This window comes from Herbaspirillum sp. CF444, assembly GCF_000282135.1.
Taxonomy (GTDB): Bacteria; Pseudomonadota; Gammaproteobacteria; order Burkholderiales; family Burkholderiaceae_D; genus Herbaspirillum.
On sequence record NZ_AKJW01000019.1, the window covers coordinates 1 to 24,627 of the forward strand.

Annotated in this window: 14 protein-coding genes; 5 read left to right on the plus strand and 9 right to left on the minus strand. The window is 61.2% G+C overall.

The genetic code is table 11. From position 1 onward, the window contains the following. Positions 1–54: 54 nt before the first annotated feature. The 4 genes from PMI16_RS26655 to PMI16_RS05080 form a co-directional block, all read right to left on the minus strand. Positions 55–177: a hypothetical protein gene (locus tag PMI16_RS26655; RefSeq protein ID WP_007877038.1), complete on the minus strand. Its 123-nt coding sequence runs from the start codon at positions 175–177 to the stop codon at positions 55–57. A 112-nt stretch (positions 178–289) separates the two neighbouring features. Further along, complete coding sequence (locus PMI16_RS05070; protein WP_007877039.1) at positions 290–1,423, minus strand: sensor histidine kinase; 1,134 nt, start codon at positions 1,421–1,423, stop codon at positions 290–292. A 53-nt stretch (positions 1,424–1,476) separates the two neighbouring features. After that, positions 1,477–10,203 carry a GH36-type glycosyl hydrolase domain-containing protein gene (locus PMI16_RS05075; RefSeq protein ID WP_337469344.1) on the minus strand — a complete coding sequence of 2,909 codons (8,727 nt, stop codon included), beginning with the start codon at positions 10,201–10,203 and terminating at the stop codon, positions 1,477–1,479. Between the two features lie 362 nt (positions 10,204–10,565). Further along, positions 10,566–12,047, minus strand: a complete 1,482-nt coding sequence (locus PMI16_RS05080) for an MDR family MFS transporter (protein WP_007877041.1) — start codon at positions 12,045–12,047, stop codon at positions 10,566–10,568. 295 nt (positions 12,048–12,342) lie between these two features. Between PMI16_RS05080 and ilvD the strand changes: the two genes are divergently transcribed. Next, entirely contained in the window at positions 12,343–14,205 is a 1,863-nt protein-coding gene (gene ilvD / locus PMI16_RS05085; RefSeq protein WP_007877043.1) for a dihydroxy-acid dehydratase, read from the plus strand. 128 nt (positions 14,206–14,333) lie between these two features. Here ilvD and PMI16_RS25725 read toward each other — a convergent pair whose 3' ends face one another. Further along, on the minus strand, positions 14,334–14,498 hold the full coding sequence (locus PMI16_RS25725; protein WP_007877045.1) for a hypothetical protein: 165 nt from the start codon (positions 14,496–14,498) through the stop codon (positions 14,334–14,336). 360 nt (positions 14,499–14,858) lie between these two features. On the opposite strand from PMI16_RS25725, the gene PMI16_RS05090 reads away from it, so the two are divergent. Then, positions 14,859–15,974, plus strand: coding sequence for a zinc-binding metallopeptidase family protein (locus PMI16_RS05090; protein ID WP_007877047.1), 1,116 nt, complete (start codon positions 14,859–14,861; stop codon positions 15,972–15,974). A 64-nt stretch (positions 15,975–16,038) separates the two neighbouring features. Here the strand turns inward: PMI16_RS05090 and PMI16_RS25730 are convergent, their stop codons facing one another. The 3 genes from PMI16_RS25730 to PMI16_RS05100 form a co-directional block, all read right to left on the minus strand. Next, the gene (locus PMI16_RS25730) at positions 16,039–16,296 is read right to left on the minus strand and encodes a hypothetical protein (RefSeq protein WP_157212530.1); all 258 of its coding nucleotides are present in this window, start codon (positions 16,294–16,296) and stop codon (positions 16,039–16,041) included. A gap of 19 nt (positions 16,297–16,315) precedes the next feature. Beyond that, a complete protein-coding gene (locus PMI16_RS05095) occupies positions 16,316–17,341 on the minus strand; it encodes a D-cysteine desulfhydrase family protein (protein ID WP_007877051.1) in 1,026 nt (341 codons plus the stop codon). A gap of 96 nt (positions 17,342–17,437) precedes the next feature. After that, positions 17,438–18,352 (minus strand): LysR substrate-binding domain-containing protein, encoded by a 915-nt coding sequence (locus tag PMI16_RS05100; RefSeq protein ID WP_007877056.1) that lies wholly within the window; start codon positions 18,350–18,352, stop codon positions 17,438–17,440. Between the two features lie 118 nt (positions 18,353–18,470). Here PMI16_RS05100 and leuC point away from each other — a divergent pair, with 118 nt between their 5' ends. From leuC to PMI16_RS05115, 3 genes are all read left to right on the plus strand, one after another. Next, entirely contained in the window at positions 18,471–19,886 is a 1,416-nt protein-coding gene (gene leuC, locus PMI16_RS05105; protein WP_007877062.1) for a 3-isopropylmalate dehydratase large subunit, read from the plus strand. Next, complete coding sequence (gene leuD / locus PMI16_RS05110) at positions 19,879–20,553, plus strand: 3-isopropylmalate dehydratase small subunit (protein ID WP_007877064.1); 675 nt, start codon at positions 19,879–19,881, stop codon at positions 20,551–20,553. The genes leuC and leuD overlap by 8 nt, the downstream gene beginning before the upstream one ends. Positions 20,554–20,625: 72 nt before the next feature. Further along, positions 20,626–21,948 (plus strand): 2-hydroxycarboxylate transporter family protein, encoded by a 1,323-nt coding sequence (locus PMI16_RS05115; protein ID WP_007877066.1) that lies wholly within the window; start codon positions 20,626–20,628, stop codon positions 21,946–21,948. 38 nt (positions 21,949–21,986) lie between these two features. Here the strand turns inward: PMI16_RS05115 and PMI16_RS05120 are convergent, their stop codons facing one another. Further along, positions 21,987–24,572: an EAL domain-containing protein gene (locus PMI16_RS05120; protein WP_007877068.1), complete on the minus strand. Its 2,586-nt coding sequence runs from the start codon at positions 24,570–24,572 to the stop codon at positions 21,987–21,989. Positions 24,573–24,627: the final 55 nt, after the last annotated feature.

A 24,627-nucleotide genomic window follows, 5' to 3' on the forward strand; every position in this document is an offset into this window, starting at 1 on the left:
GTGGTGGTGGCCAGCCACATCCGGCCGCCCACGATGGAAGCGCGCAACGAGGTCTTACTTCTCGCCGCTGCGTTCGGCCACTTCCGCAGCCAGTTCTTCCAGCATGCTGTTGACCAGCTTGGTGAAGTAGATGCGATAGGTCGCTTCCATGTTCTTGATACGTCTGAGCTTGCGCATGTTGTTCCTTTGCCTGGGTTGCTGTGTTGAAATTTTCCGGCGTCATTTCTGACGATAGCGCGGCAGTATATCCCAGTACGCGGCCTGCACCGCCTGATACGCCTGATTCCGTTCAGAGAGCGTTCTTGGGAAGCGTGACGGTAAAAATCGTTCCCGACTCCACGTCCGACTCGACCTTGATGCTGCCGCCATGCGCCAGCGCCACTTCGCGCGCGATGAAGAGTCCCAGGCCCAGGCTGGTCCTGGGACGTCCGTCGCTGCTCGATTCGGTGGGCAACTGGACCAGCGGCTTGAAGATGGATTGCAATGATTCGAACGGGATCTCCGAACCGTAGTTCTTCACGCTGACCATGATATTGCCGTCGGCGCTGCGCGCGGCGATGCTGACCGGCCGGTCGGGCGTGCCGTATTGCGCGGCATTGAGCAGCAGGTTGGAAAACAGCTGGTGCAGGCGCACGGCGTCGAAGGAACCGCGCATGTCGCCTTCCGCATGCAGCTGGAATTGCATTGCCGGATGCATGGCGCCGGCTTCTTCCACCACCGACCGGAACACCTCGCGCAGATCGATCGGCAGGCGCAGCGTCGGCATGCCGTTGCCAAGTTGCGTCCTGGTATAGCCGAGCAGATCGTCGACCATGCAATTCATCATGCGCGCGCTGCGCTTGACGCGCGCACCGAGTTCGACGGTTTTTTCCGCCGACAAGGTCGCGCGGATCAACAGATCGCCGGCCAGACCCATGTTGCTGAGCGGCGCGCGCAGATCATGGCCGAGAATCGCGAGGAACAACTCGCGAGTGTGATCGGCGCGGGCCGAAAAGGTCAGTATCGATTCGCTCAACGCCTGGTCGATCGCTTCGTTGAAGCGCACCATCTGTTGCATCGCTTCGCCGGACATGGCGGTGACTTCCGGCAACCACAAGCGCAGGACCGTGGCGCGCAAGGCACGGTATTCCGCGCTGACCTGCAACAGCGAAAAATCGCCGGCCTGGCGCAGCGCGCCATGGATCGAGGCAGCACTGCGCTGCGAATACAATCCCGGCGCCAGGCCTTGCGACTTCAGTTGTTGCTGTTGCGGATTCTGCAATGTCTCGATATCGACGGCGATGGCCTGGAGAATCTCCCTGGCATGATCGCGCAACACCAGGTCGGGCTGTTCGCGCGCATTGCCCGAGACGGTATGCGCAAAACGCTCCCACTCCGCGAGGATGTCGTCCATGCGTTTGGTGATGAAATAGTAGAGTTTCATAACAGCCTTTCGTGGCCCTGTGTGATCATGGCGAGGTCACAGTGCAAAAACGCTCAGCGGGACAATGCGACATTGATCTGATGCTCCTGACGGTCGTCCACCAGCGTCAACGCCGGTTCGGGCAAATCGATGCCATCGCGGCTGAAGCGGCATGTTCCCGGCGGTTTGGTCGCCGTCGCAGGGGAGATCCTGACCGTCATCCGATAACGCGTGGCGCCGTAGCGATAGTCCATTTCGTAACTTTCCCAATCGGGCGACAGGCAGGCCTGGATCGTCAGCTTGTTGCCTTCGATGCGCAGCCCCAGCAGCGATTCCACCAGCAGCCGGTACATCCAGCCTGCCGAACCGGTGTACCAGGTCCAGCCGCCGCGGCCGGTGTGCGGCGTCACGGCATAGACATCCGCTGCGACGACGTAGGGCTCGACTTTATAGACGGCGATCTGTTCCGCGTTGCCGGCATGGTTGAGCGGATTGATCATGCGCATCAGGTCCCATGCCGATTGTTGATCGCCCATGCGGGCAAAGGCCATGATGGTCCAGATCGCGGCATGCGTGTACTGCCCGCCGTTTTCGCGCACGCCGGGCACGTAGCCGCGGATGTAGCCGGGATTCTGGTCGGAGCGGTCGAACGGCGGATCGAGCAGTTGGACCAGTTTGTCTTCATCGCGCACCAGGCGTCGCCGCACCGCCTGCATGGCTTGCTGCGCGCGTTGCGGATCGCCGGCGCCGGACAGGACGGCCCAGCTTTGCGAGATCGAATCGATCTGGCATTCGGCGTTGGCGGATGAGCCCAGCGGACTGCCGTCGTCGAAATAGGCGCGCAGATACCAGTCGCCGTCCCAGCCGTTCTGTTCGATGTGCTGCTGCAGCATCTGCGCGTGGTCGCGGCAAGCGAGGCCGAATTCTGCATCCTTGTGCAGGACGGCCACTTCCGCAAAACGCATCATGACTTCGTAGAAGAAGAAGCTGAGCCAGACGCTTTCGCCCTTGCCATGTTCGCCGACTTTATCCATGCCGTCGTTCCAGTCGCAGGAGCCGATCAGCGACAAGCCATGCTGGCCGAATCGCAGCCCGTGCCGGATGGCGCGCACGCAATGTTGATAAAGGCTCGCGCTTTCGGCGGAGCGTTGCGGCAGGTCGTAGTAGGAGTCTTCTTCCGCACCGACTGCCCGCCCTTCAAGGAAATGCACCGTTTCATCGAGCACGCTGGTGTCGCCGGTGGCGACGACGTAACGATGCACCGCCAGCGGCAGCCACAGATAATCATCCGAGCAATGCGTGCGCACGCCGCGATCGGTCGGCGGATGCCACCAATGCTGGACGTCGCCTTCGACGAACTGATGCGCCGCGCACAGCAGCAAATGCTTGCGCACCAGAGCCGGTTCGCTGTGCACCAGCGCCATGCCGTCCTGCAACTGGTCGCGGAAGCCGAACGCGCCGCCGGACTGATAGTAGCCGCTGCGCGCCCACAGCCGGCAAGCCAGCGTCTGGTACAACAGCCAGCCGTTGGCGAGTACGTCCAGCGCCGGCTCGGGCGTGCTGACCTGAATCGTGCCCAGCGTGTGTTGCCAGTAGTTCTTCACCGCTTGCAATGCCGAACGCGCCGTGACGATGCCGCGATGGTGCAGGATCAACGCGCTCGCATTGGTTTGGCGCGTATCGCACAGGCCGAGCAGGAATACCAGTTCGCGCTCTTGCCCGGGCGCCAGTTCGAAGATCGTCTGCATCGCGGCGCACGGGTCCAGACCCGCGCCGGTCTTGCCGGACAGGCGTTGCCGCTCCAGCGCCACGGGATTGTGCAGCGAACGATTGCGCCCGATGAATTCATTGCGATCGCAGGTGACGGTCTTGACGGCGGCATCCAGGTCGAAAAAAGCGACGCGTTGCGGAAACTCGGTGTTGTAGTGGTTGCTTGCCAGCAGCGCGCCGGTGGCGACGTCGGCCTCGCTGCCGACGTGCATCGCGGTCTTGGCGCGCAAGTCGCCCAGCACCCATTCGACGTAGCCGGTGGCCGACAACTGGCGTTGCATCGGCGAATCGTTGCGCACGCGCAGCACCATGTATTTGACCGGCGCATCCAGGGCGACGAACATGGTCAGCTCGGAAAAAATACCGGTTTCGCTGTGTTCGAAGACGCTGTAGCCGAAACCGTGCCGCGTCAGATAGTCGCCGCTGCCGCGTCGCGGCAAGGGCGTCGGCGACCAGCTGAGGCCGCTGTGTTCGTCGCGCAGATAGAAGGCTTCGCCGCCGCCGTCGCTGACGGGATCGTTGGCCCACGGCGTGAGGCGGAATTCATGTGCATTCTCGGCCCAGCTATAGGCCTGGCCGCTTTCCGACACCACGCTGCCGAAGTGCGCATTGGCGATGACGTTGCTCCACGGCGCCGGTGTATAGCGGGCGTCGCCGGTGGTGATCAGGTATTCGCGGCCGTCGGCGCTGAAACCGCCTATGCCGTTGTCCAGCAATGGCGGTCGAGGAGCAATCGCCGGTAACGTCGCTTCCGCTTCATCCGGCGTGATGGCGGCCTTGGGAGACAGCAGCGGCATCTTCACCTCGGGCGTGTCGCGGCGGGCGACCTGCTCGGCCAGGGTGCCGCTGCTGTCGTTGAGGATCACGCGCGCCACCGATTGGAACAGGATGCGGTCTTCGTCGGAAATCTGATCCAGCAGGCGTACGAAGATGCCGCCCGGCCGGTCGATGGTGTGCGCGCCGGTGACGGAAGAGATCAGATTCAGGATCTGCTCCTGCAGCACTTGCCGATAACCGGCATGGTCTTCGTTCCAGATCACCAGATCGACGGCCAGCCCTTTGGAACGCCAGTAGGCATGGGCCTGCACCAGCTGGCGCACCAGTTCGATGTTGACCATGTCGCGGATCTGCACCAGCACGATAGGCAGATCGCCCGAGATGGCATAACTCCACAGCGCCGACTGGCCGCGCCGGTTGCGCGCCAGGATGCTGGCGTCGGCACGCAGCAAGGGATTGGCATAGACCACCGAGTTGGCCAGGCGGCCATACAGTTGAGCCTCGGCCTCGCTGGCGTTGAGCTGGCGCAAGACCACCTGATTGTGGGTCCATGCCAGTTCCATCACGCGGTCGGCCAGGTGGAGGTCCTGGTATTTGCCGATCAGTTCTTCGCAGATGTCGCGGTTGACGGCGACGCCGGTCACCATGTCGATGGTCGCGGATTGCTCGGCCTCGAGCGTGATGCGGCGACGGATAGCCACGATGGGATCGAGTACCGATCCGGCGCTGTTCGACAGCGCTCCGGTTTGTCGCATGGCCCGCGGCGCGGCCGGCGTGTTGCCGCGGCCGAGGAACTGCATGCGGTCGGTTTCGTAAGATGCCGCCTCGGCTTCGGCGCCATGCACGGCCATCAGGTGGAACATCCACGGCACGCTTTCATTGACCGAACGCGGCCGGCGCGTGCACAGGATGGCGCCGCGCTGCATGTCGATCTCGGTCTGCACGAACAGGTTGCTGAACGCCGGATGCATGGCGTCCGCGGCCGCCGGCGCCAGCACCACTTCGCCGTAGCTGGTGATTTCCAGCGTGCGCGTGGTGCGCGAGCGATTGGTGATCTTGGTGCGGCGCAGTTCGATGTCGTCTTCGGGCGAGACCACGATCTCCGTGTGCATGTCGATGTCGCGGTCGCTGCGGCGGAACTCGGCGCGGCCTTCGGAAAAAATCACTTCGTAATGCGTCGGCGGCGTCAGCGTCGGCTGATAGGCCGTCGACCAGAATGCATCGTTACTGATGTCGCGCACGTAGCAAAAGCTGCCCCAGTGATCGCGCGTGGTGTCTTCGCGCCAGCGCGTGACGGCCACGTCGTTCCAGCGGCTGTAACCGCCGCCGGCACTGGTAATCATGACGTGATAGCGACCGTTGGAGAGCAACTGCACTTCCGGCGTGCGTGGATCGGGACGGCGCACTACGCGGATCTGCTGGTTCTGGTCGACGGCGGCAATGCGCACGTCGGCCAGTTCGGACGCGGTGGAGTAATTGGCGCCGGCCTTGGGAACCCGCTCATGCAGCAGCGACATGGTGGCCTGGAACAGCGGATGCGACTCGAAGCGCCGTTGCATCGGCCGGTCCAGCAGCAGATACGACAGCGACAGCAATCCCATGCCCTGATGATGCGCCATGAACGAGCGAATCACCGCATTGCCCTGGCCGCGCGGCAGGCGCGACGGCGTATAGTCGATCGCTTCGTACATCCCGAAGACGCCTTCGAAGCCGGCGGCGCTCATGGCCTGCAGATTGTCGCAAGCCTGTTCCGGCGCCACCATCAACGCCATCATCGTGGCATATGGCGCAATCACCAGATCGTCGCCCAGGCCGCGCTTGAAGCCGAGTCCCGGCACGCCGAAGGTGCGGTATTGATAATTCAGGCTGGCGTCGAAGCTGTGATAGCCCGACTCCGACATGCCCCAGTACACGCCGCGTTGCGTACCGTAACCGATCTGTCGTTCCACCACCGAGCGGTAGGTTTGGTCGAGCAGGGTGCCGGCAAAGGTCGGCATCACCAGCAGCGGCATCAGGTATTCGAACATGGAGCCGCTCCACGACAGCAGGATGGGTTCGCCGCCAGCCAGGGTGAGTTGCCGGCCCAGCGCGAACCAGCTGTCTTGCGGCAACTGGCCTTGGGCGATGCCGACGAAGGTCGCCAGCCGGGCTTCGGATGCCAGCAGATCGTAGAAACCGGTATCGCGGCGACGTTCGGCGGCGTTGTAGCCGATCGCCAGCAGGTGTGTGGCGGGGTCGTACAGGAAGCGGTATTCCATGCGCGAGAATTCGGTCGCCTGGGTGATCAGCATGTCGATGGCGGCCAGGCGCGAGGCAGCCAGGTCGCTGCCTTCTTTGAGCAGGGCTTGCAGGGCCGCCGGCATGGTCTGGGTCAGTTGAATCAGGGCCGGCAACTGCGCAATCTGACGCAGCGTAAAACTGCCGTTGAGTGCAGCCGCGAGTACAGGCAGGTCGTCGCCGCATCGCGCGAACTCGTCGTTGCGCAGCCATGGCGCCAACGCCTGCAGTTCGGCCAGTGCTTCCCGGCATTGGCTGGCGAGCGCGCGTTCCCATTGATGGATCCGGCCCAGGCGCTGCAGGTTCTTGTCGGATGGCGTGCCTGGCGCGGCGGACGTGGAAGCCTGGTGCAGCCGGTGCGAGAAATCGTTCACATGGCGATGCAGGCTCTCGAGAATCGCGCAGGCCTGCGCCGGAGACGGCGGCGTCCGACAGGCGGATTCCAGTTCGGCGGCGAACAGCGGCGACAATTGTTTCTCTTCGGGCAGCGGCAGGGACTGCGACAGCTCATGGAGGATGACATGGGCCGCGCGGATGCCGTGAAACACATTGGCATGCAGCACCGGCGCATCGGCCAGCGCTTGCAGGCCCGGCACCAGCGTCAGCAGATGGCCGGCCAGGTTGCCGCTGTCGACCGTCGATACATACGCCGGCGGCAACGGACGGAGATATTGCGTGTCGTACCAATTGTAAAAGTGACCCTGATAACGTTCCAGCGCCGCCATGGTCTGGAAGGTGTTGTGCGTGCGTTCCAGCAATTGTCCACCGGGAATGTAGCCGAAATCATAGGCCGTCAGATTGGCCAGCAGCGACAGTCCGATATTGGTGGGGGAAGTGCGCCGCGCCAGGACTTCCACCGGATGTTCCTGCATGTTGTCGGGCGGCAGCCAGTTGTCGGCCGGACCGACGTAGGTCTCGAAGAATAGCCAGGTCTTGCGCGCCAGTGAATTCAGGTAGGTCTGTTGCATATCGTTCAGACGCGGCCGGCGCCGCGTGACCGGCTGGCTGATGCGGAACACAATGACCGGCGCCAGCCACCAGAGCAGCAGGATCGGCGCGGCGGCCGCCAGCGCGGCCGGATGGCGCAGGTCAAGGTATACGGCGACCAGCAGCGCCAGCAATGGCGACTGCCACATCGCGGCGTAGTAGGAACGCAAGCGATTGCCGGTGCGTACATGGGCTTGGGCTTCGCCGGAGCTGTTCCATTCCAGCAGATGCTTGCCCGAGACGTGCAGACGCCATTGCGTGCGGAGGACGGCGTCGAGGTGATACCAACTCTCGTAGGGCAACAAGCTGATGGCCAGGCCGGCATGAATCAACTGCGCGCCCAATGTCGCGAGCGACGCCGAGACATGTTGCTGCAGCCGTATGTCGTCCGGTTTTTTCAGCAGGTTCAGCAGCAAAGAACAGAAGGCCGGCACCAGCGCCACCGCCAATACCGCGCCAGTCCAGAACCAGGCCTGCGGCAGCAAAATCCATCCGCTCGCTGCGACCAGCGTCAATGCCGGCGCCGCCAGGCTGCGGCGCAGATTGTCGAACAGTTTCCAGCGCGACAGGGCCGACAACGGCGTTTTTTCGTACTGCAGTTTTCCGGCCTTATCCCGGCTGACCGGCACGCGCGGCCACAGCCAGGCGGCAATCTGCCAGTCGCCGCGAATCCAGCGATGGCGCCGGCTGACGTCGGCGCTGTAGCGCGACGGATACCGCTCGTACAACTGCACGTCGCTGATCAGGCCGGCGCGCGCATAGCAGCCTTCCAGCAGATCGTGGCTGAGGATGCGGTTTTCGGGCATGCGTGCGTCCAGAACTCGTTCGAAGGCGTCGACATCGTAGATGCCCTTGCCGATGAACGAGCCTTCGCCGAACAGATCCTGATAGACGTCGGAGACGGTGCGGGTATACGGATCGATGCCGGTTTCGCCGCCATAGAGCAGTTCATAGCGCGAGGCCTGGGCGCTCGGCGAGCTGACCGCGATGCGCGGTTGCAGGATGCCGTAGCCGTCGGTGATTTTCTTTTGCGCGGCATCGTAGTGCGGACGGTTGAGCGGATGCGACATGGTGGCGACGAACTGGCGCGCGGCATCGCGCGGCAGTTCGGTGTCAGTGTCGAGCGTGATGACGTAACGGGTATTGACAAGTCCGGCGGTATCGCCGGCGACGGCGCAGAACGCCTCTTGTCCCGCACCCCGCAGGAAGGCATTGAGGTCCCCGAGTTTGCCGCGCTTGCGTTCGTAGGCCATCCAGGCCGCTTGCGTCGGGTTCCAGCGGCGCGGGCGATGCAGCAGCAGGAAGTTGTCGCCGCCCGTGCGCGGATACTTGATATTGAGGTCGCTCATGAGCCTGGTCGCCAACTCCAGCAACGGCGCATCGTCCGGCATGTTCTCGCTGGCGGCGTCGGCGAAGTCGGTCAGCAGGCAAAAGCGCAGGTTGATATCCTGATTGGCAAGGAAGCGCACCTCCAGCGCCTCGACCAGGCTTTCCGCGCCGGCCGGGGTGATCAGTAGCGTCGGCACCACGACCAGCGTACGGCATTCGGGCGGAATGCCGCCGGAAAGATCCATTCGCGGCAACAGTCGCGGCGGCACCAGCAACGGCACCAGCCAGTTAACGATGGATTGCGCCAACTGGCTGGCCGGAAATGCCGCCAGCAATCCCAGCAGCGCCAGCCAGACCGGATGCCACTGATGTGCGCCGTTACGATGCGCTTCGGCCAGCACCCACCACGTCGACAAAGCCGTGATCAGCAAGATGGCGCCGAGATACATCGCCAACGGAGACGAGCTCGCGAGCCGCGCCAGTTTTGTGCGCGCCGGCACATGCTTGACGACGCTGGCCTGCAATTGTTGCAGTCCTTGCCCGATCAGGTAATAGCCGACATGCGCCTGCCGGTCGCCGATATCGCTCTGCATCGCTGCGGCGCGCGCCATGGAAACCGCCTGGCGCGCCACATCGGTTTCGGAAATGGCAGCTTCGCGAGAGGTTTTTTCCACCACGTGGCGGTAACGGTCGCGCGTGGCGAAGTCCATGCGTGCATACGTATCGTCGGGGTCTTCGCGCAGAATATGGTCGACGGCGCTCATGGTCTCGACGAATTCGCGCCAGTCCATGCTGCTCAAAAAACGCAGCGAGCCGATGCTGTTGCTGATGGAGACCTGATCGGCAGCCTGGCGCTGGCTTTCCTGCTGCACCAGTTGCTCGATGCTGGTGCCGGCGGCGGCCAGCCGTTGCGCCAGCCAGGTCAGCGGCAACGTGAGCGAGGGACTGTGTCCTTGCAAACGGCGCACCATTTCAGCGACGAAGGAGCTCTCCATCGGCGGCGCCGAACGCGCCATGTCGGCTACTTGCAGAATCAGGTCGCCGGGGTTCTTCTCCGCGACGTCCAGCATGGCGTCGGCCCAGTAATGCGCGAGGTTGCGATGGATGCGCGTCGCCGACAGATGCGCCGCAACGCGTCGCAGGTTCTCGATCAGCGCCAGGCGCAGCATGATGGGAATGGCCCATAGTTCGCCCAGGTTGAGCGTCGTGGTCTGCTGATAGGCGACCACGAAGCGGCTCAGGCTTTCCGGATCGACGCGGCCGTCGCCGTGCGAGATCGTCTCCAGCGCGATGTCGTAGACGCGCGGACGGCCTGCGGAATGACCGTGCAGCAGTCGCGGCAACTCCTTGCTGTAGTTTTTGGGAAGGTGACGCTTGGCGGTGCGGATTTGCTCTTCGATGAGATAAAAATTGTCCAGCAGCCATTCCGCCGCAGGCGTCACCTGGCGGCCGGCCTTGATGGCTTCGGTCAGGCGGGTGCAGGCCAGGATGATGGTTGCTTCATTGTCCGCCAGCCGCGCCAGCAATTTGTCGGGACCGTGAGTCGGACTGAGCTTGTGGGCATTGGCCAGCACGCGGCCGTGTTGCTCCATCTGCAGGGCGCTGAACAATTCTGCGCGCAGTGGCAATTCTTCTTCGATGGGAGTTTGGTCTGGGTTCACGATTCACGTCTTTCATCCTGCCGGTACGCACGCGGACGTCTGTCGCCGCGATGGCTGCGAAGACGCGTTTCGTACAAGCGTATAAATACCGCCCGACTGCGCGTTGCGGCGCAGAAGCGGTCAGTGGGGACTTGCGGAAAGAGCTGAATCCAGGTTTGTGTGCTCCGGGGTCACACGCAGGATGGCTGGGTTCGATGCAGGTTGAGTCGCCTTGCGGCGACTCAGAAAGACGGGATCGGGTTGGCAGCTTGACGATGTCTTGTCATGAACAATGTTTCACGAGTGTACGCCAATTCTGGCCATCTTTTTGGTATTGCGGGGGAATGGTGCATTAGGGGTGCATCAATGCTGTGCTGGCGGCGTCAAAGTCCTTCGTGCGCAGACACCTGCACGACCCGCTTGAGGGTGATGTGCGGCACCACCATCGCGGCCAGCAGAATGGCGATGGCAATCAGGAACATGACCACGAAGGTGATGTGCAGCGAATGGTGCAAGGCCATTTGCACCACGGTGTTCTGTACGCCGCCGCTGACTTCGGCGTCGAGCAGTTGCTTGATCTGGTCCGCGGTGATCGACACGGGCCCGGCGTTATGGGCAAGTCCATAATTGAGCACCGCGCCGAACAGCGTCGCGCCGAGCGTGTTGCCCAGGTTGCGCGAGAACAGGTTGGACGCCGTCGCGCTGCCGCGCTGGCCGGGCTCGACGATTTCCTGGATCAGCACCAGACAGCTGACGCTGGCGATGCCCATGCCCAGTCCCATGATGAGCGAACCGATGCCGGCCAGCACCGGCGAACTGTCGGGATTGAGCAGCACGAAGAAGATCGCACCCAGCGGGATCACGCCGCTGCCGAACACCATCAATTGGCGCAAGCCGAAGCGATGCAGCGACTTCGCCGTCATCGTCGCCCCCATCGGCCAGCCCACCATCATCATGGTCAGCGCCAGGCCGGCAACCACCGGCGTGCGATGCAATACGCCCTGCACATATACCGGCAGGAAAGTGGTCAGCCCCATCATCGCCATGCCGACGAACACCGTCGCGCAATTGGACGCCGCAATCGGGCGATGGGCCCAGATGCCGAATGAAATCATGGGGTCGGCCGCGCGCCGCTCCTGCCACACGAACAGCACGGTACAGGCGCCGAATATCGCCAGCTCGATCAGGGCGTGTTCCGTGTTGGAGGCGCCGACGTCGGTCAGGGCGAACATCAGCGCGCCGATCGCGGCGGTGAACAGCACCGCGCCCGGAATGTCGAGCGAAGGCTTGCCGTGCCGGTCGCCTTCACGCAGGAACACCATGAAGCCGACGGCGGCGGCCAGGCCGATAGGCACGTTCAGCCAGAAGATCCAGGCCCACGACATGTCGTGGATGATCAGGCTGCCGACCAGCGGGCCCAGCACGGCGGAAACCGCCCACACGCTGGCGAGATAGCCTTGCACCTTGCCGCGTTCGCGCGCCGGATAGAGGTCGGCCACGATGGTCATCGAGACCGGCTGGATGGCGCCCGCGCCGACGCCCTGGATCAGGCGAAACACGATCATCGCCGGCATCGACCAGGCGAAACCGGCCAGTACCGAACCGAGCAGGAAGATGGCGATGCCGGCCAGCATCACCGGCTTGCGGCCGTACAGGTCGGACAGCTTGCCGAACACCACGGTCATCGCGGTCTGCGTCAGCAGGAAGGAAGAAAACACCCAGCTGTAGAGATGCAGTCCGCCGAGTTGCGTGACGATCTGCGGCATGGCGGTGGCGACGATGGTGGCTTCGAGCGCGACCATCGCCATCGAGGCCATCACTGCGGCGATGACGAGGTGGCGTTTGGATTGTGTGGATTCGGACATGGCGTCGGTATGGAGGTGGCTGCCTGCGCAGTCTTGACTGCGTCGGCCTGAGCAAGGCGGCCGTCGATAGGTGGCTGGTGCAGGGCATTATGCCGTGTCCCGGGAAAACGTGCTGACGGGCAACCAGGATGCGCAGCTTGGGGAAAATGCATGAGGGCGCAATACAGCCTCTGATATGCAATGCGAATCACAGGGTCCCCAATTATATATTGGACAACTCGCGACGAAAACGGCAATCTTCGGCCTTATTTTGTTTTTTCTTCCTTTCTTTCGTCGCTCTGAGGAGACACCCAGCATGCCAGTCTATCGTTCCCGCACCACCACCCAAGGCCGCAACATGGCGGGCGCCCGCGCACTGTGGCGCGCCACCGGCATGAAGGACGGCGATTTCGACAAGCCGATCGTCGCGGTGGTCAACTCGTTCACGCAATTCGTGCCGGGCCACGTGCATCTGAAGGACCTGGGCCAACTGGTGGCGCGCGAGATCGAAGCGTCCGGCGGCGTCGCGAAGGAATTCAACACCATCGCCGTCGACGACGGCATCGCCATGGGGCACGGCGGCATGCTGTACTCGCTGCCCTCGCGCGACCTGATCGCCGACTCGGTGGAATACATGGTCAATGCCCATTGCGCCGACGCCATGGTGTGCATCTCCAACTGCGACAAGATCACGCCGGGCATGCTGATGGCCGCGATGCGCCTGAACATCCCCGTCGTGTTCGTCTCCGGCGGCCCGATGGAAGCCGGCAAGGTGGTCAAGGTCGTCAACAACGACCGCAAGGTCATCAAGCTCGACCTGATCGACGCCATGATCAAGGCCGGCGATTCCACCGTGTCCGACGCCGACGTGGCCGAAATCGAACGTTCCGCCTGTCCGACCTGCGGCTCGTGTTCCGGCATGTTCACCGCCAACTCGATGAACTGCCTGACCGAAGCGCTGGGCCTCGCGTTGCCGGGCAACGGCACGATCGTGGCGACTCACGCCGACCGCAAGGAACTGTTCCTCGGCGCCGGCCGCCTGATCGTCGAGCTGGCCAAGCGCCACTACGAGCAGGACGACTACTCGGTCCTGCCGCGCAGCATCGCCAGCAAGGCCGCGTTTGAAAACGCCATGGCGCTGGACGTGTCCATGGGCGGCTCCACCAACACCGTGCTGCACTTGCTGGCCGCCGCGCATGAAGCGCAGGTCGAGTTCACCATGGCCGACATCGACCGCATCTCGCGCAAGGTGCCCTGCCTGTGCAAGGTCGCGCCGATGACCGACAAGTTCCACATCGAAGACGTGCATCGCGCCGGCGGCATCATCGCCATCCTCGGCGAACTGGCGCGCGCCGGCCTGCTCGACACGTCCTTGCCGACCGTGCACAGCAAGACGCTGGGCGAAGCCATCGAGAAGTTCGACATCCGCGTCAGCAGCGATGCCGCCGTGCACAAGCTGTTCCGCGCAGCGCCGGGCGGCGTGCCGTCGCAGACCGCGTTCTCGCAGGCCGAACGTTACGAACACGGCGACCTCGACCGCAGCATCGGTTGCATCCGCGACCGCGAACACGCGTATTCGCAGGACGGCGGCCTCGCGGTCCTGTACGGCAACATCGCCGAAAAGGGTTGCATCGTCAAAACCGCCGGCGTGGATGAAAGCATCCTGAAGTTCTCCGGCAAGGCGCGCGTGTTCGAGAGCCAGGACGCGGCAGTCGAAGGCATCCTCGGCGACACGGTGCATGCCGGCGACGTCGTCATCATCCGCTACGAAGGTCCGAAGGGCGGTCCGGGCATGCAGGAAATGCTGTACCCGACCTCGTACATCAAGTCCAAGGGGCTCGGCAAAGCCTGCGCACTGTTCACCGACGGCCGTTTCTCGGGCGGTTCTTCCGGCCTGGTGATCGGCCACGCTTCGCCGGAAGCGGCCGAAGGCGGCGCCATCGGCCTGGTGGAAGAGGGCGACATGATCGACATCGACATCCCGGCCCGCACCATCAACCTGCGTGTTGCTCCCGAAGATCTGGCGCAACGTCGTGCCGCAATGGAAGCACGCGGCCATGACGCATGGCAGCCGCTGGGTCGCGAGCGCGTCGTGTCGCAGGCGCTGCAAGCCTATGCCGCGCTGACCACGTCCGCCGATCGTGGCGCGGTGCGCGACCTGTCGCAACTGAAGCGTTGACGGATCGCCCTGCATCGGTATCGCGGGTTTGCTCCGATATCGATGCAGGGCGACAAGCATTCAAAGCGGAGAAACATCTCCGCTTTTTTTATGCGTTCTCTTGAGCCGACGTCGACAACGTCGCGCGCTTAAAAACTCTCCCATGCATCGCTGTCAGCCTTTGCCGGCAAACGCTTCACGTCCTTGCGCGCCGTGTCGGCGGCCTCCTTGGCCTTCAGCGTAGCGTCGTCGATGTTTTCCTTGTAGGTGGTGTAGGTATCGGCTACGCGTTTCTCCGCATCGGCCTGGCTCATGCCCGTGCGGCGGGATTGCTATCCGAACCGGGCGCCGCCGGTGCTCCAGTCTGCGTCGCGGTCGGACGGAACAGCGCATCGATGAAGTAGCCCGACATGCCGTCTACGCCATTGCCGCCGAAGTTGCTACTGAGCTTGCCGGTGGCGTCGCCCGCCTCCGAACGTAGGACGATGGCGGGAGATTTCGCAGGACTTGCGGCAAACCTGCGGCTCGTGGAGACGATTGCATGAGGTATCGTGTTCCACGCCGGAACAAGCTTGCCGCTTTCGCAGTCAGTAATAAGGTATCGCCGCGATCATGACGCCATCCCGGCGCCATTGCAGACCCCTCTCGCCGGACATGACAAAGCAGGACACAGCATGAAAACGTTTCACTGCGACAATTGCGCGCGCCAGGTTTTTTTTGAGAATACGCTGTGCGAGAACTGCGGCTGGCTATTGGGTTATCAGCCAGAACTCCAGATCATCAGCAGCTTTGCGCCTGCGGCAGAGATGCCGGGCGTGAATGACGACGGCGCAACGGCGCCGCGCTGGCGCAGCATCAATCCGGTCAATCAGGGACGCCTTTTCCGGCAGTGCAGCAACTATGCGCAGGAAGACGTATGCAACTGGATGATCGACGATGGTGGCGACAATGCGCTGTGCGCATCCTGCCGCCTGACCACGGTCATTCCCTCGCTGGCCGTCGAACAGAATCGCTTGCTCTGGAAGCGTCTCGAAGTCGCAAAGCGCCGCTTGCTGCATACGCTGTGGACGCTGCATCTGCAACCGACGCCCAGGCCGGAGGACACCCATACCGGTCTGGCGTTTGAATTCCTGGAAGAGGCACCGCACGGACCGCGCGTGATGACCGGGCATGCCGAGGGCGTCATCACCATCAACATTGCTGAAGCCGACCCTGCCTATCGCGAGCAGATGCGTGAACAGATGGCGGAGCCTTATCGCACCCTGCTCGGACATTTTCGTCATGAAAGCGGGCACTACTATTTCGATCGGCTGATCGCCGGCACCACCAGGATCGACGCCTTTCGCCGGATCTTCGGCGACGAGACCGTCAACTACACGGACAGTCTGCAACGCCATTATGACAACGGTCCGTCGCCGGACTGGAACCAGCAGTTCGTCAGTGTCTATGCCAGCAGCCACCCCTGGGAAGACTGGGCGGAAACCTGGGCGCATTACCTGCACATGTTCGACACGCTGGAGACCGCCTATTCCTGCGGCGTGCAACTGCATCCGAAGAACCGCAGCGAACAGCAGCTGACGATCAATGCGTCGCCCGTGAACGTCGCGTCATTCGATGAACTGATAGTCGACTGGTTTGCGCTGACCTACGTACTCAATAGCCTGAACCGCAGCATTGGCATGCCCGATTCGTATCCCTTCACACTATCGACGCCAGTGCTGGACAAGCTGAGGTTCGTGCATGAGGTGGTGATGGAATGCATGCACGGCGGGGCGGCCCTGCAGACATAGGCACGAATGGGCGCCACTTATATGGCCGGCCGATTACCGCCGGACAAACGAGGCATGTTCTCTCTCAAAGTCGCTTTTCCTTGTCGAGAAACTCAATAAAATCTTCCGCCAGCGAGGCGATAGTGTTCGGATTGGCGCCGGTTTTGGAACTGAACAGAAGATAAGACTTACGGACCACCGACACCGGCTGCACGCCGATCATCTTGCCGAACTTTGCCCATTCCATGGCAGACGCGGTTGCGCCTGAAAATGTCACGACGCAGATCGCAGCAGTCTGGAATGCAATACGCGAAAGAGAGAAGGGGCGCGTCCAGGATGTCATTTTTTTCTTGTAGCGTGCTTCATTCGAACGCGTCGCGATACGCATAAATGGAGGGCGTGCCGCCGGTCATGATGAACAGCACGTTCGCTCCGGGTTTGAATTTCCCTTCACGGATATACGACAGCATGCCGGCAAAGGCTTTTCCGGAATAGACCGGATCGAGCAGAATGCCTTCCGAGCGCGCCAGCGCCAGTACGGCGTTTTTCATGTCTTCCGTCGGGATGCCGTATCCGGGGCCGCGCTGGCTGCCATCCACCAGAATGTCGTCTTCCGGCATGGACGCCTGCTGGCCGAGAATGCCCAAAGCGGCTTCCGCCAGGGCTGCGGTGGTCTTGCGGCTCGCGCCATCGTCGAACAAGGTGGTGAACGCCTGAACGATCCGGGGTGATTTGCCGGCGCTGCGCAGTCCGGCTGTCAGGCCGGCGTGTGTTCCGGAGCTGCCGTTCGCAACCACGATATGGTCGAATTGCACCGACAACTGTTCCTGTTGCTCAAGGATTTCGTAGAGGCAGCTAACGTAGCCCAGGCTGCCGATTGCGGTGGATCCGCCTGTCGGCACCAGATACGGCCGGCGCCCGGATTTGGCGAGTTCCGCCATGCGCTCGCGCGCCCGTTCCAGCGGCGCGATGCCGGCTTGCGCCACCTCGACGCGGGCGCCGAACAGCTTGTTCAGGAAAACGTTGCCGCCGTGTTCGTATTCGTCATTGGTCTTGGGAACCTGGCGTCCGAGGATGATCTCGCAATGCAGTCCGACCCTGGCGGCAGCGGCTGCGGTGAGTCTGGCGTGATTCGATTGCAGCCCGCCGATGGTGACGATGGTGTCGGCGCCTTCCGCCCTTGCCGCGCCCAGGAGGAATTCCAGCTTCCTCAGTTTGTTGCCGCCGCCGCCAAGCGCCATCAGGTCATCGCGTTTGACGAACACGTTGACGTCGCCGGCGTAGGGAATCTGCCGCGTCAATTCCTTGAGTCGGTGGATGGGCGTCGCGCCGTCGACGAGGCGAACGCGTGGCAGCGATGCAAGGAGGTCTGTTTTATCGGGGGACATGGTTTTCTCGGATTGATGGATTGGGCGTGCGAATGGAGATGGATATGAATACGGAGATGAATATACAGATTCCAGACGTTTTGTGCGCCGCGCGGGTTATCGGATCCGGTTGACCCACGCGGCTTCCGTTGCAAACCAGGAGGTCAGGAAATCGATGAAGGCGCTGACTTTGGCGGAAAGGTGCGCCCGCTCCGGATAGACTGCAAAGATGTCTGCGCCCGGCAATGACCAGTCGTCCAGGACGGGGACCAATCTGCCCGCCTCGATGTAGGGATAGACATCCCACGCCGAGCGCATCAGGATGCCGAAGCCTTCAAGCGCCCACACCACGCCGGCTTCTCCGTCGTTCGTGCTCAGATTGCCGCGGACTTTGATGGTTTCCTGTTTGCTCCCTCGCGTCAGATGCCAGGTTCCATAGGCGGCGTCGCTCTCCCTCAGGACGATGCATTGATGTGTTTGCAGATCTCTTGGCACCAATGGCGTGCCGGCCTTTTCAAGGTAGGCGGGAGAAGCGCAAAGCAGGCGTTGATTCGAGACGATTTTCCGCGCGACCATGCGCGAGTCGGGGACGGTGCCGAACCAGATGCCGATATCAAACGCCTTGTCCGCCAGGTTGATGGATCTGTCGGTGAGTTCAAGCTGCACCTCCACTTCGGGATAACGCCTGACGAACGCCGCAATCGCGGGCGTAATGTGTCGTCGACCAAATCCAAAGGTGGCGTTGACGCGCAACACGCCCTTGGGAACACCGCGGCTGCTCGATACCGTTTGCTCAAGCTCCTGCAATTCCGCAAGCAACCTGGCGCCGGTCGCCAAATACACCTCGCCTTCGTGGGTCACGCTGATGCGCCTGGTGGTGCGGTTGAGCAGCCTGACGCCCAGCCGTCTTTCTATCTGCGCCAGGCGCGACGTCACCGCCGGCGGCGTCACGCCCAGCTCGCGGGCAAGCGAGGCAAGCGATCCCTGCTTCACCAGCCGAATGAAAAATTCCAGATCGGATAGACGATCCATTATTAATTTTTATTAAAGAATAGATGAAGTGAATATGAATTATAAGTATCAGTGGAATTATTACACTTCTTCTTCATGAGGTGCGCAAAAAACTTGCACCATTTGAAGAGGAAGAAACATGGCCAAAACGCTTTATCAAAAGCTGGTGGAGTCGCATACCGTCGCCCGGCTCGATGAGCAGAACGTCTTGCTCTACGCCGACCTCCACATCATGAATGAATACACCAGCCCGCAGGCGTTCGCCGGGTTGAAGGAGGCCGGACGTCCCGTGGCCGCGCCGGGGCAGAACCTGGCGGTGGTCGACCATATCATCCCGACGCATCCGGTAAGCATCCGCGTCATTGAAGACCCATCCTCCGCTTTGCAAGCCACCAATCTTGCAAAGAACTGCACCGGACATGGCATCGTGCTGTTCGACACCAACGATGCGTTGCAGGGAATCGAACACGTCATCGCCCCGGAACTGGGAATGATCCGGCCCGGCATGGTGGTGCTGTGCGGCGACAGCCATACCACCACCTACGGTGCGTTCGGCGCGCTCGGTTTCGGCATCGGCACGTCGGAGGTCGAGCACGTACTGGCGACGCAGACCCTGGTATATCGGCTCGCAAAGAACATGCGGATTCGCGTGGATGGATTGCTGCCGCCAGGTTCAAGCGCCAAGGATTTGATCATGCATGTCATCAGCTGCATCGGCGCCCAGGGCGCGCGCGGCTATGCGGTGGAGTTTCAGGGGAGCGCCATCCGGGCGCTGTCGATCGAGGCGCGCATGACGCTGTGCAACATGGCCGTGGAAGCCGGCGCCCGCGGCGCCTTGATCGCGCCGGATGACGCCGTTCAACGCTATGTGCTGGATCGCGCGCCGGAAATCGCCGCGCATCATCTTGACGCGGCGCTGGCCGACTGGGCGACCCTGTACAGCGATGCCGACGCGGTCTTCGACGTCGAGCACGCATTCGATGCGAGCGACGTCGCGCCTTACGTGACGTGGGGGACCAGCCCGGACCAGGCGGTGCCGGTGACCGGTAAGATTCCTTTCCCTGACGCGATGATGGACGCCACGCTGCGGGCAGCGTCGGAACAGGCGCTGCGCTACACCGGGCTGCAAGGCGGTGCGGACATCGAGGGCATTGCCGTCCAGCGGGTATTCATCGGATCGTGCACCAATGCCCGCATCGAAGACCTGCGCGTCGTGGCCGCGATCGTCAAGGGACGGAAAGTCGCGGCGTCGGTACGGGCGATGGTGGTGCCGGGCTCCGGCGCCGTCCGCAGGCAGGCAGAGCGGGAAGGCATCGCACAGATCCTGATCGACAGCGGCTTCGAGTGGAGGCAGCCGGGCTGCTCCATGTGCCTGGCCATGAACGACGACTTCCTGCTGCCCGGCGAACGCTGCGCTTCCACGACCAACAGGAACTTCGAAGGACGGCAAGGACGCGGCGGCATTACGCATCTGATGAGCCCCGCCATGGCCGCAGCGGCCGCGATTGCCGGATGCATTACCGATGTACGGAAACTAGGAGACGCACATGTCTGATACCACGCTTGTTGAGGGCATTGCGGCAGCCTTGCCCACACCGAATCTGGACACCGACCAGATCATGCCCAAGCAGTTCTTGCGCGGAATCGATAAAACAGGGCTGGACCAAGGTTTGCTCTATGACCTGCGCTATGACGCGAATAACCAGCTGCGCAGCGGCTTCGTTCTCAACCAGCCGGCCTACCGGGGCGCCGCGATCCTTGTCGGCGGCAGCAACTTCGGCTGCGGTTCCAGCCGTGAACATGCGGTATGGGGATTGCAGCAATTCGGCATCCGTGCAGTCATCGCGTCCAGTTTCGGCGAAATTTTCTACAGCAATGCGATGAATAACCGCTTGCTTCTGGTGATGCTTGCCGAAGCCGACGTGCAGCGCATCATGGAAGACGTCTCGGACCCGCTGACAAATAAGGTGCTGATCGACGTGGGCAGCATGACCGTCAGGAGTCATCGGGTGGAAGCATCGTTCGCGCTGTCCGCTCGTCACCACCGCATGTTTCTGGAGGGACAGGACATCATCGGCTCGACCTTGTCGCTGCAAGGCGAAATCGCCGCCTTCCAGGAACGACATTGGCAAAAGCGCCCCTGGCTGCGCGACGTCGCGCGTCGCGTCAGGGACAGGCTCGATGCGTCGACGCCGATCCAGGCTGCGGGCAGCAACAGCTAGCACTATTTTTAGATCGGGCGGTAGCCGGATGTACAAAAAAAGAAACTACCGCTCCCCACTATGGAGACAAGCATGGAAGCCACTTCAATCGACTCGCCGGAGATCCGGCAAGGCATATGGACATTGATCAATCGCTGCAAGATCGGACCAATGCCGCTGCCGGTCTACGTCGCCATCGCAGCGATCACGATCATTGCCGCCATCAATAAAAAACTTCCCAACGACATGATCGGCGGCTTCGCGGTGCTGATGCTTGCCGGATTTCTGCTGGGAGAGATCGGCAGCCGTCTCCCTGTATTCAAACATATCGGCGGCGCGGCAATTCTTTGTCTCTTCGTGCCGTCGGCGCTGATCGGCTTCAGGCTGATGGATCCCGAAATGCTGAAGGCCGTGACAACCACCATGAAGACGGCGAACCTGCAATATCTGTATATCGCATGCCTGGTGGCCGGCAGCATCCTGGGCATGAGCCACAAGGTCCTGGTGCAGGGTTTCATGCGCATGTTCCTGCCCTTGCTGGCGGGAACGCTGGCCGCCATCGTGGTGGGGATCTCCGTGGGACTGCTGTTCGGCTATTCGCCCGGACACAGCTTTTTCTTTATCGTCGTCCCCATCGTCGGCGGCGGTATCGGCGAGGGCATCCTTCCTCTTTCCATCGGCTATTCGGAGATTCTCGGCAAGCCGCAGGCAGAGCTGATTGCGATGCTGGTTCCCGCCGCGTTGCTGGGCAATGTCGTCGCGATCTTGTCGAGCGGCGTCCTGCGCTGGCTCGGCGACAAGAACCCGCATCTGACCGGCAACGGCTTCCTGGTCAAGTCGGGCGAAGACGTCGATCTGCTCAAGGCCGACCACACCCATGTGCCGATTGACCTGGGTCTGATGGGCGCGGGGCTGTTGATCAGCTGCGCATTCTTTATTCTGGGCGCCGTTCTGTCGGAATACACGGGGATTCCCGGCCCCATTCTGATGATCGTCAGCGCCGCCTTGCTGAAGGTCTTCAAACTGATTCCGGAGAAGATCGAACTGGGTGCATATCAGATGTACAAATTCGTTTCCGCCAATCTGACTTTCGCGATTCTGGTCGGTTTGGGGGCCTTGTTCGTGTCATGGAAAGATCTGGTGCATGCCTTCAGCCCGGGCTATTTCGCAGTCTGCGCCGCGACCGTCACGGCACTGGTGGCATCGGGATTTTTCGTGGGGAAATGGCTCAACATGTACCCGGTCGAATCGGGCATCGTCACGGCATGTCACAGCGGCCTGGGAGGAACGGGCGACGTCGCGATCCTTTCCGCTTCCAACAGAATGGGACTGATGCCGTTCGCGCAAATCTCGACGCGCATCGGCGGCGCCGCCATGATCGTGTGCGCCACCATTCTGCTGAAATTCTTCAACTGAGACCGGGTTGGGAAGAAGAGGGGATGATGATGGGGGGCTCAGGAGTTTTCAAATTTTTCAAATGCTTCCAGGACCGTTTTTTCCAACTCGTCGTTGTCCCAGGGTTTGACCAGGAACTTGTAAATGGCGCCTTGATTGATCGCCTGCGTCACGCTTTGCAGATTGGCGTGTCCCGTCAGCATGATGCGTACGGTGTTCGGGAACATATGCCGGACTTTTTCCAGCAGTTCGGTTCCCAGGATGTCCGGCATTTGCTGGTCGGTGAGCACCACGCCGATCTGGTGTTTCGCCAGGATCTCAAATGCCTCGTTGGCATGATTCGCCGTGAATATCTGATATCCGGAACGGCTTAGCGTTCGCTTGATTGCGGACAGTATATTCACTTCGTCGTCTATCACGAGCAGCGAGCGTGCATGGGACTGTCGCTGGATAGTTTCCATCGGCAAGGAAATGTTGCGCTCCAGAAGCGAGGTGCAGTCGTCCGCCGGCAAGGGGCGGCTAAAGTAATACCCCTGAATCTTGTCGCAGCCCTCTGCATGCAGCATTTTCAGCTGGCTGACTGTTTCCACGCCTTCGGCGACGACTTCCAGGCGCAGGCTTTTGGCGATGGCGATGATGGACCTGCATATGGCGAGGTCATGCGGATCGTCCACCAAATCGCGTACAAATGACCTGTCGATCTTGAGTCGTCCCACCGGAAATCGCTTCAGATAGCTCAGGTTCGAATAGCCCGTCCCGAAGTCGTCGATGGAAAGGGTGATCCCGAGTTTACGCAAATGCACCATGATGGCGATACTTTGGTCAGGATCATCCATCGAAATACTTTCCGTCAGCTCCAATTCGAGATGCTGGGGATCCAATCCTGACTCGTGCAGAATTTGCCCGAGCAGTACTTTCAAATTTTTCTCTGTAAATTGCATCGCGGACAAGTTGACCGCGATCGTTCCCGGATGCAGGCCCTTTTCTTGCCACTCCTTGCATTGGCGGCACGCGGCTCGCAGCACCCATTCCCCCAAATCAAATATCAAGTCGGATTCTTCCGCCAGGGCGATAAATTCCGCTGGCATCAATAGCCCTCGTTCAGGATGATTCCAGCGCACCAATGCTTCAAATCCGGCGATCCTTCCGTTTTTCAAGGACACTTGCGGCTGGTAATGCAATACGAGCGCGTCTTCCCGGATCGCATCGCGCAGCTCATTGACCAGCGCGTGGCGCCTGGCAATCTCTTCGTTGAATTCCGGAGAATAAAATTGATGGTGGCCGTGCGCGTTTAATTGTGCGCGATGCAAGGCAACTTCTGCGAAGTGCAACAAGGATTCTGATGTCTGGGTGTCGTTGGGGTAAATGGATATGCCGAGTTTGGGAAAGAGATGGATGCTAGGCTGTCCCGGAATGGAATAAGGACTGAGCAATATTCGCGTCACATCTTCTATGATCGCGTCCATTTCGTTCTTTTTTACCCGCTCAAGCAAAAGAGCGAAAATACCGTCGGCGTACTGGGTGACGGTCGCGTCCTCGGGACGTTTCCAGGATTGCAGGCGCTGGGCTGCCGTGATTGCCAGCGATATGCCGGCCTGGACGCCGAAACCATCCCGGATTTGGGTATGTCCATTCAATTCGATCAGCATGAGTGCGACCAATTCTTCGCCCGATTCGTGGCGCAACATGGCTTGGTCCAGGCGATCCCGGAGAACAACGCGATTCGGCAATCCTGTGATGTGGTCGAAATGGCTGAGATGGTAGATTTTCTCCTCGGCCTCTTGCCACTCGGTAATGTCAATGCCGCTCAGGACAAAAACAGTTTTGAAGTGACGATTCTCCAGAATGCTAAGGGAACACAATAAGACGCGAGCCTGGCCATCATGCGTCAGCCATTGGCTTTGAAACTGCAGCGGAAACGCAGACTTGTCGCTACCCAGATAGCGTTCTTTCTCTTCCTGTGCATGCGAGGGCGAAAAAAATATGTCCCAGAAACACAACCCCAGGATGTCTTTGCTCAGATATCCGGTGGATTTTTCCCCCGCATGGTTAAACCGGAGGATGCGGCCTTCCGCATCAAGCATGACCCCCACCGCACCCGCCGTATCAAAGACCGCGGACAAGAGATTGCTCTCTGCGTACAGTATCTCTTCCGTTCTTCGACGGATTGCACGTTCGTGGGATTCTTGCAGCGCGCGACGTACCGACGACGGCAGGCGCGCAATATTGTTCTTCAGGACATAGTCGTAGGCGCCAAGCTTCAAGGCCTGAATCGCCAATTCCTCGCCTATGGTCCCGGAGACGAAGATAAACGGGACGTCCGGACTCCGTTCCTTGGCAAGTTGCAAGGCGGTCATGCCGTCGAAGACCGGCAGTGAAAAGTCGCACAGAATGATATCGACCCGGCTTTCCAGGGCAAGCAGGAAAGCCGCCTGTGTCTCGACCCGATTGAAAGACGAACGCAGCCCGGATCGTTCCAGCTCGTGATAAACAAGTTCTGCATCCTCGATGACATCTTCAACGAAGATAATGCGAAGGTTTTCTTCCGAGTACGACGGGTGCTCAGAAAGGGCCGCTTTATACATAGACTTTCTACCAGAAGGAAGAATTGCCGGGTCGAAATAATCACGGGAATATATTGTCATGCCAGACACTCAAATTTCATGTTATTCCCATGGACGGTTAAAGACAATGTATCCG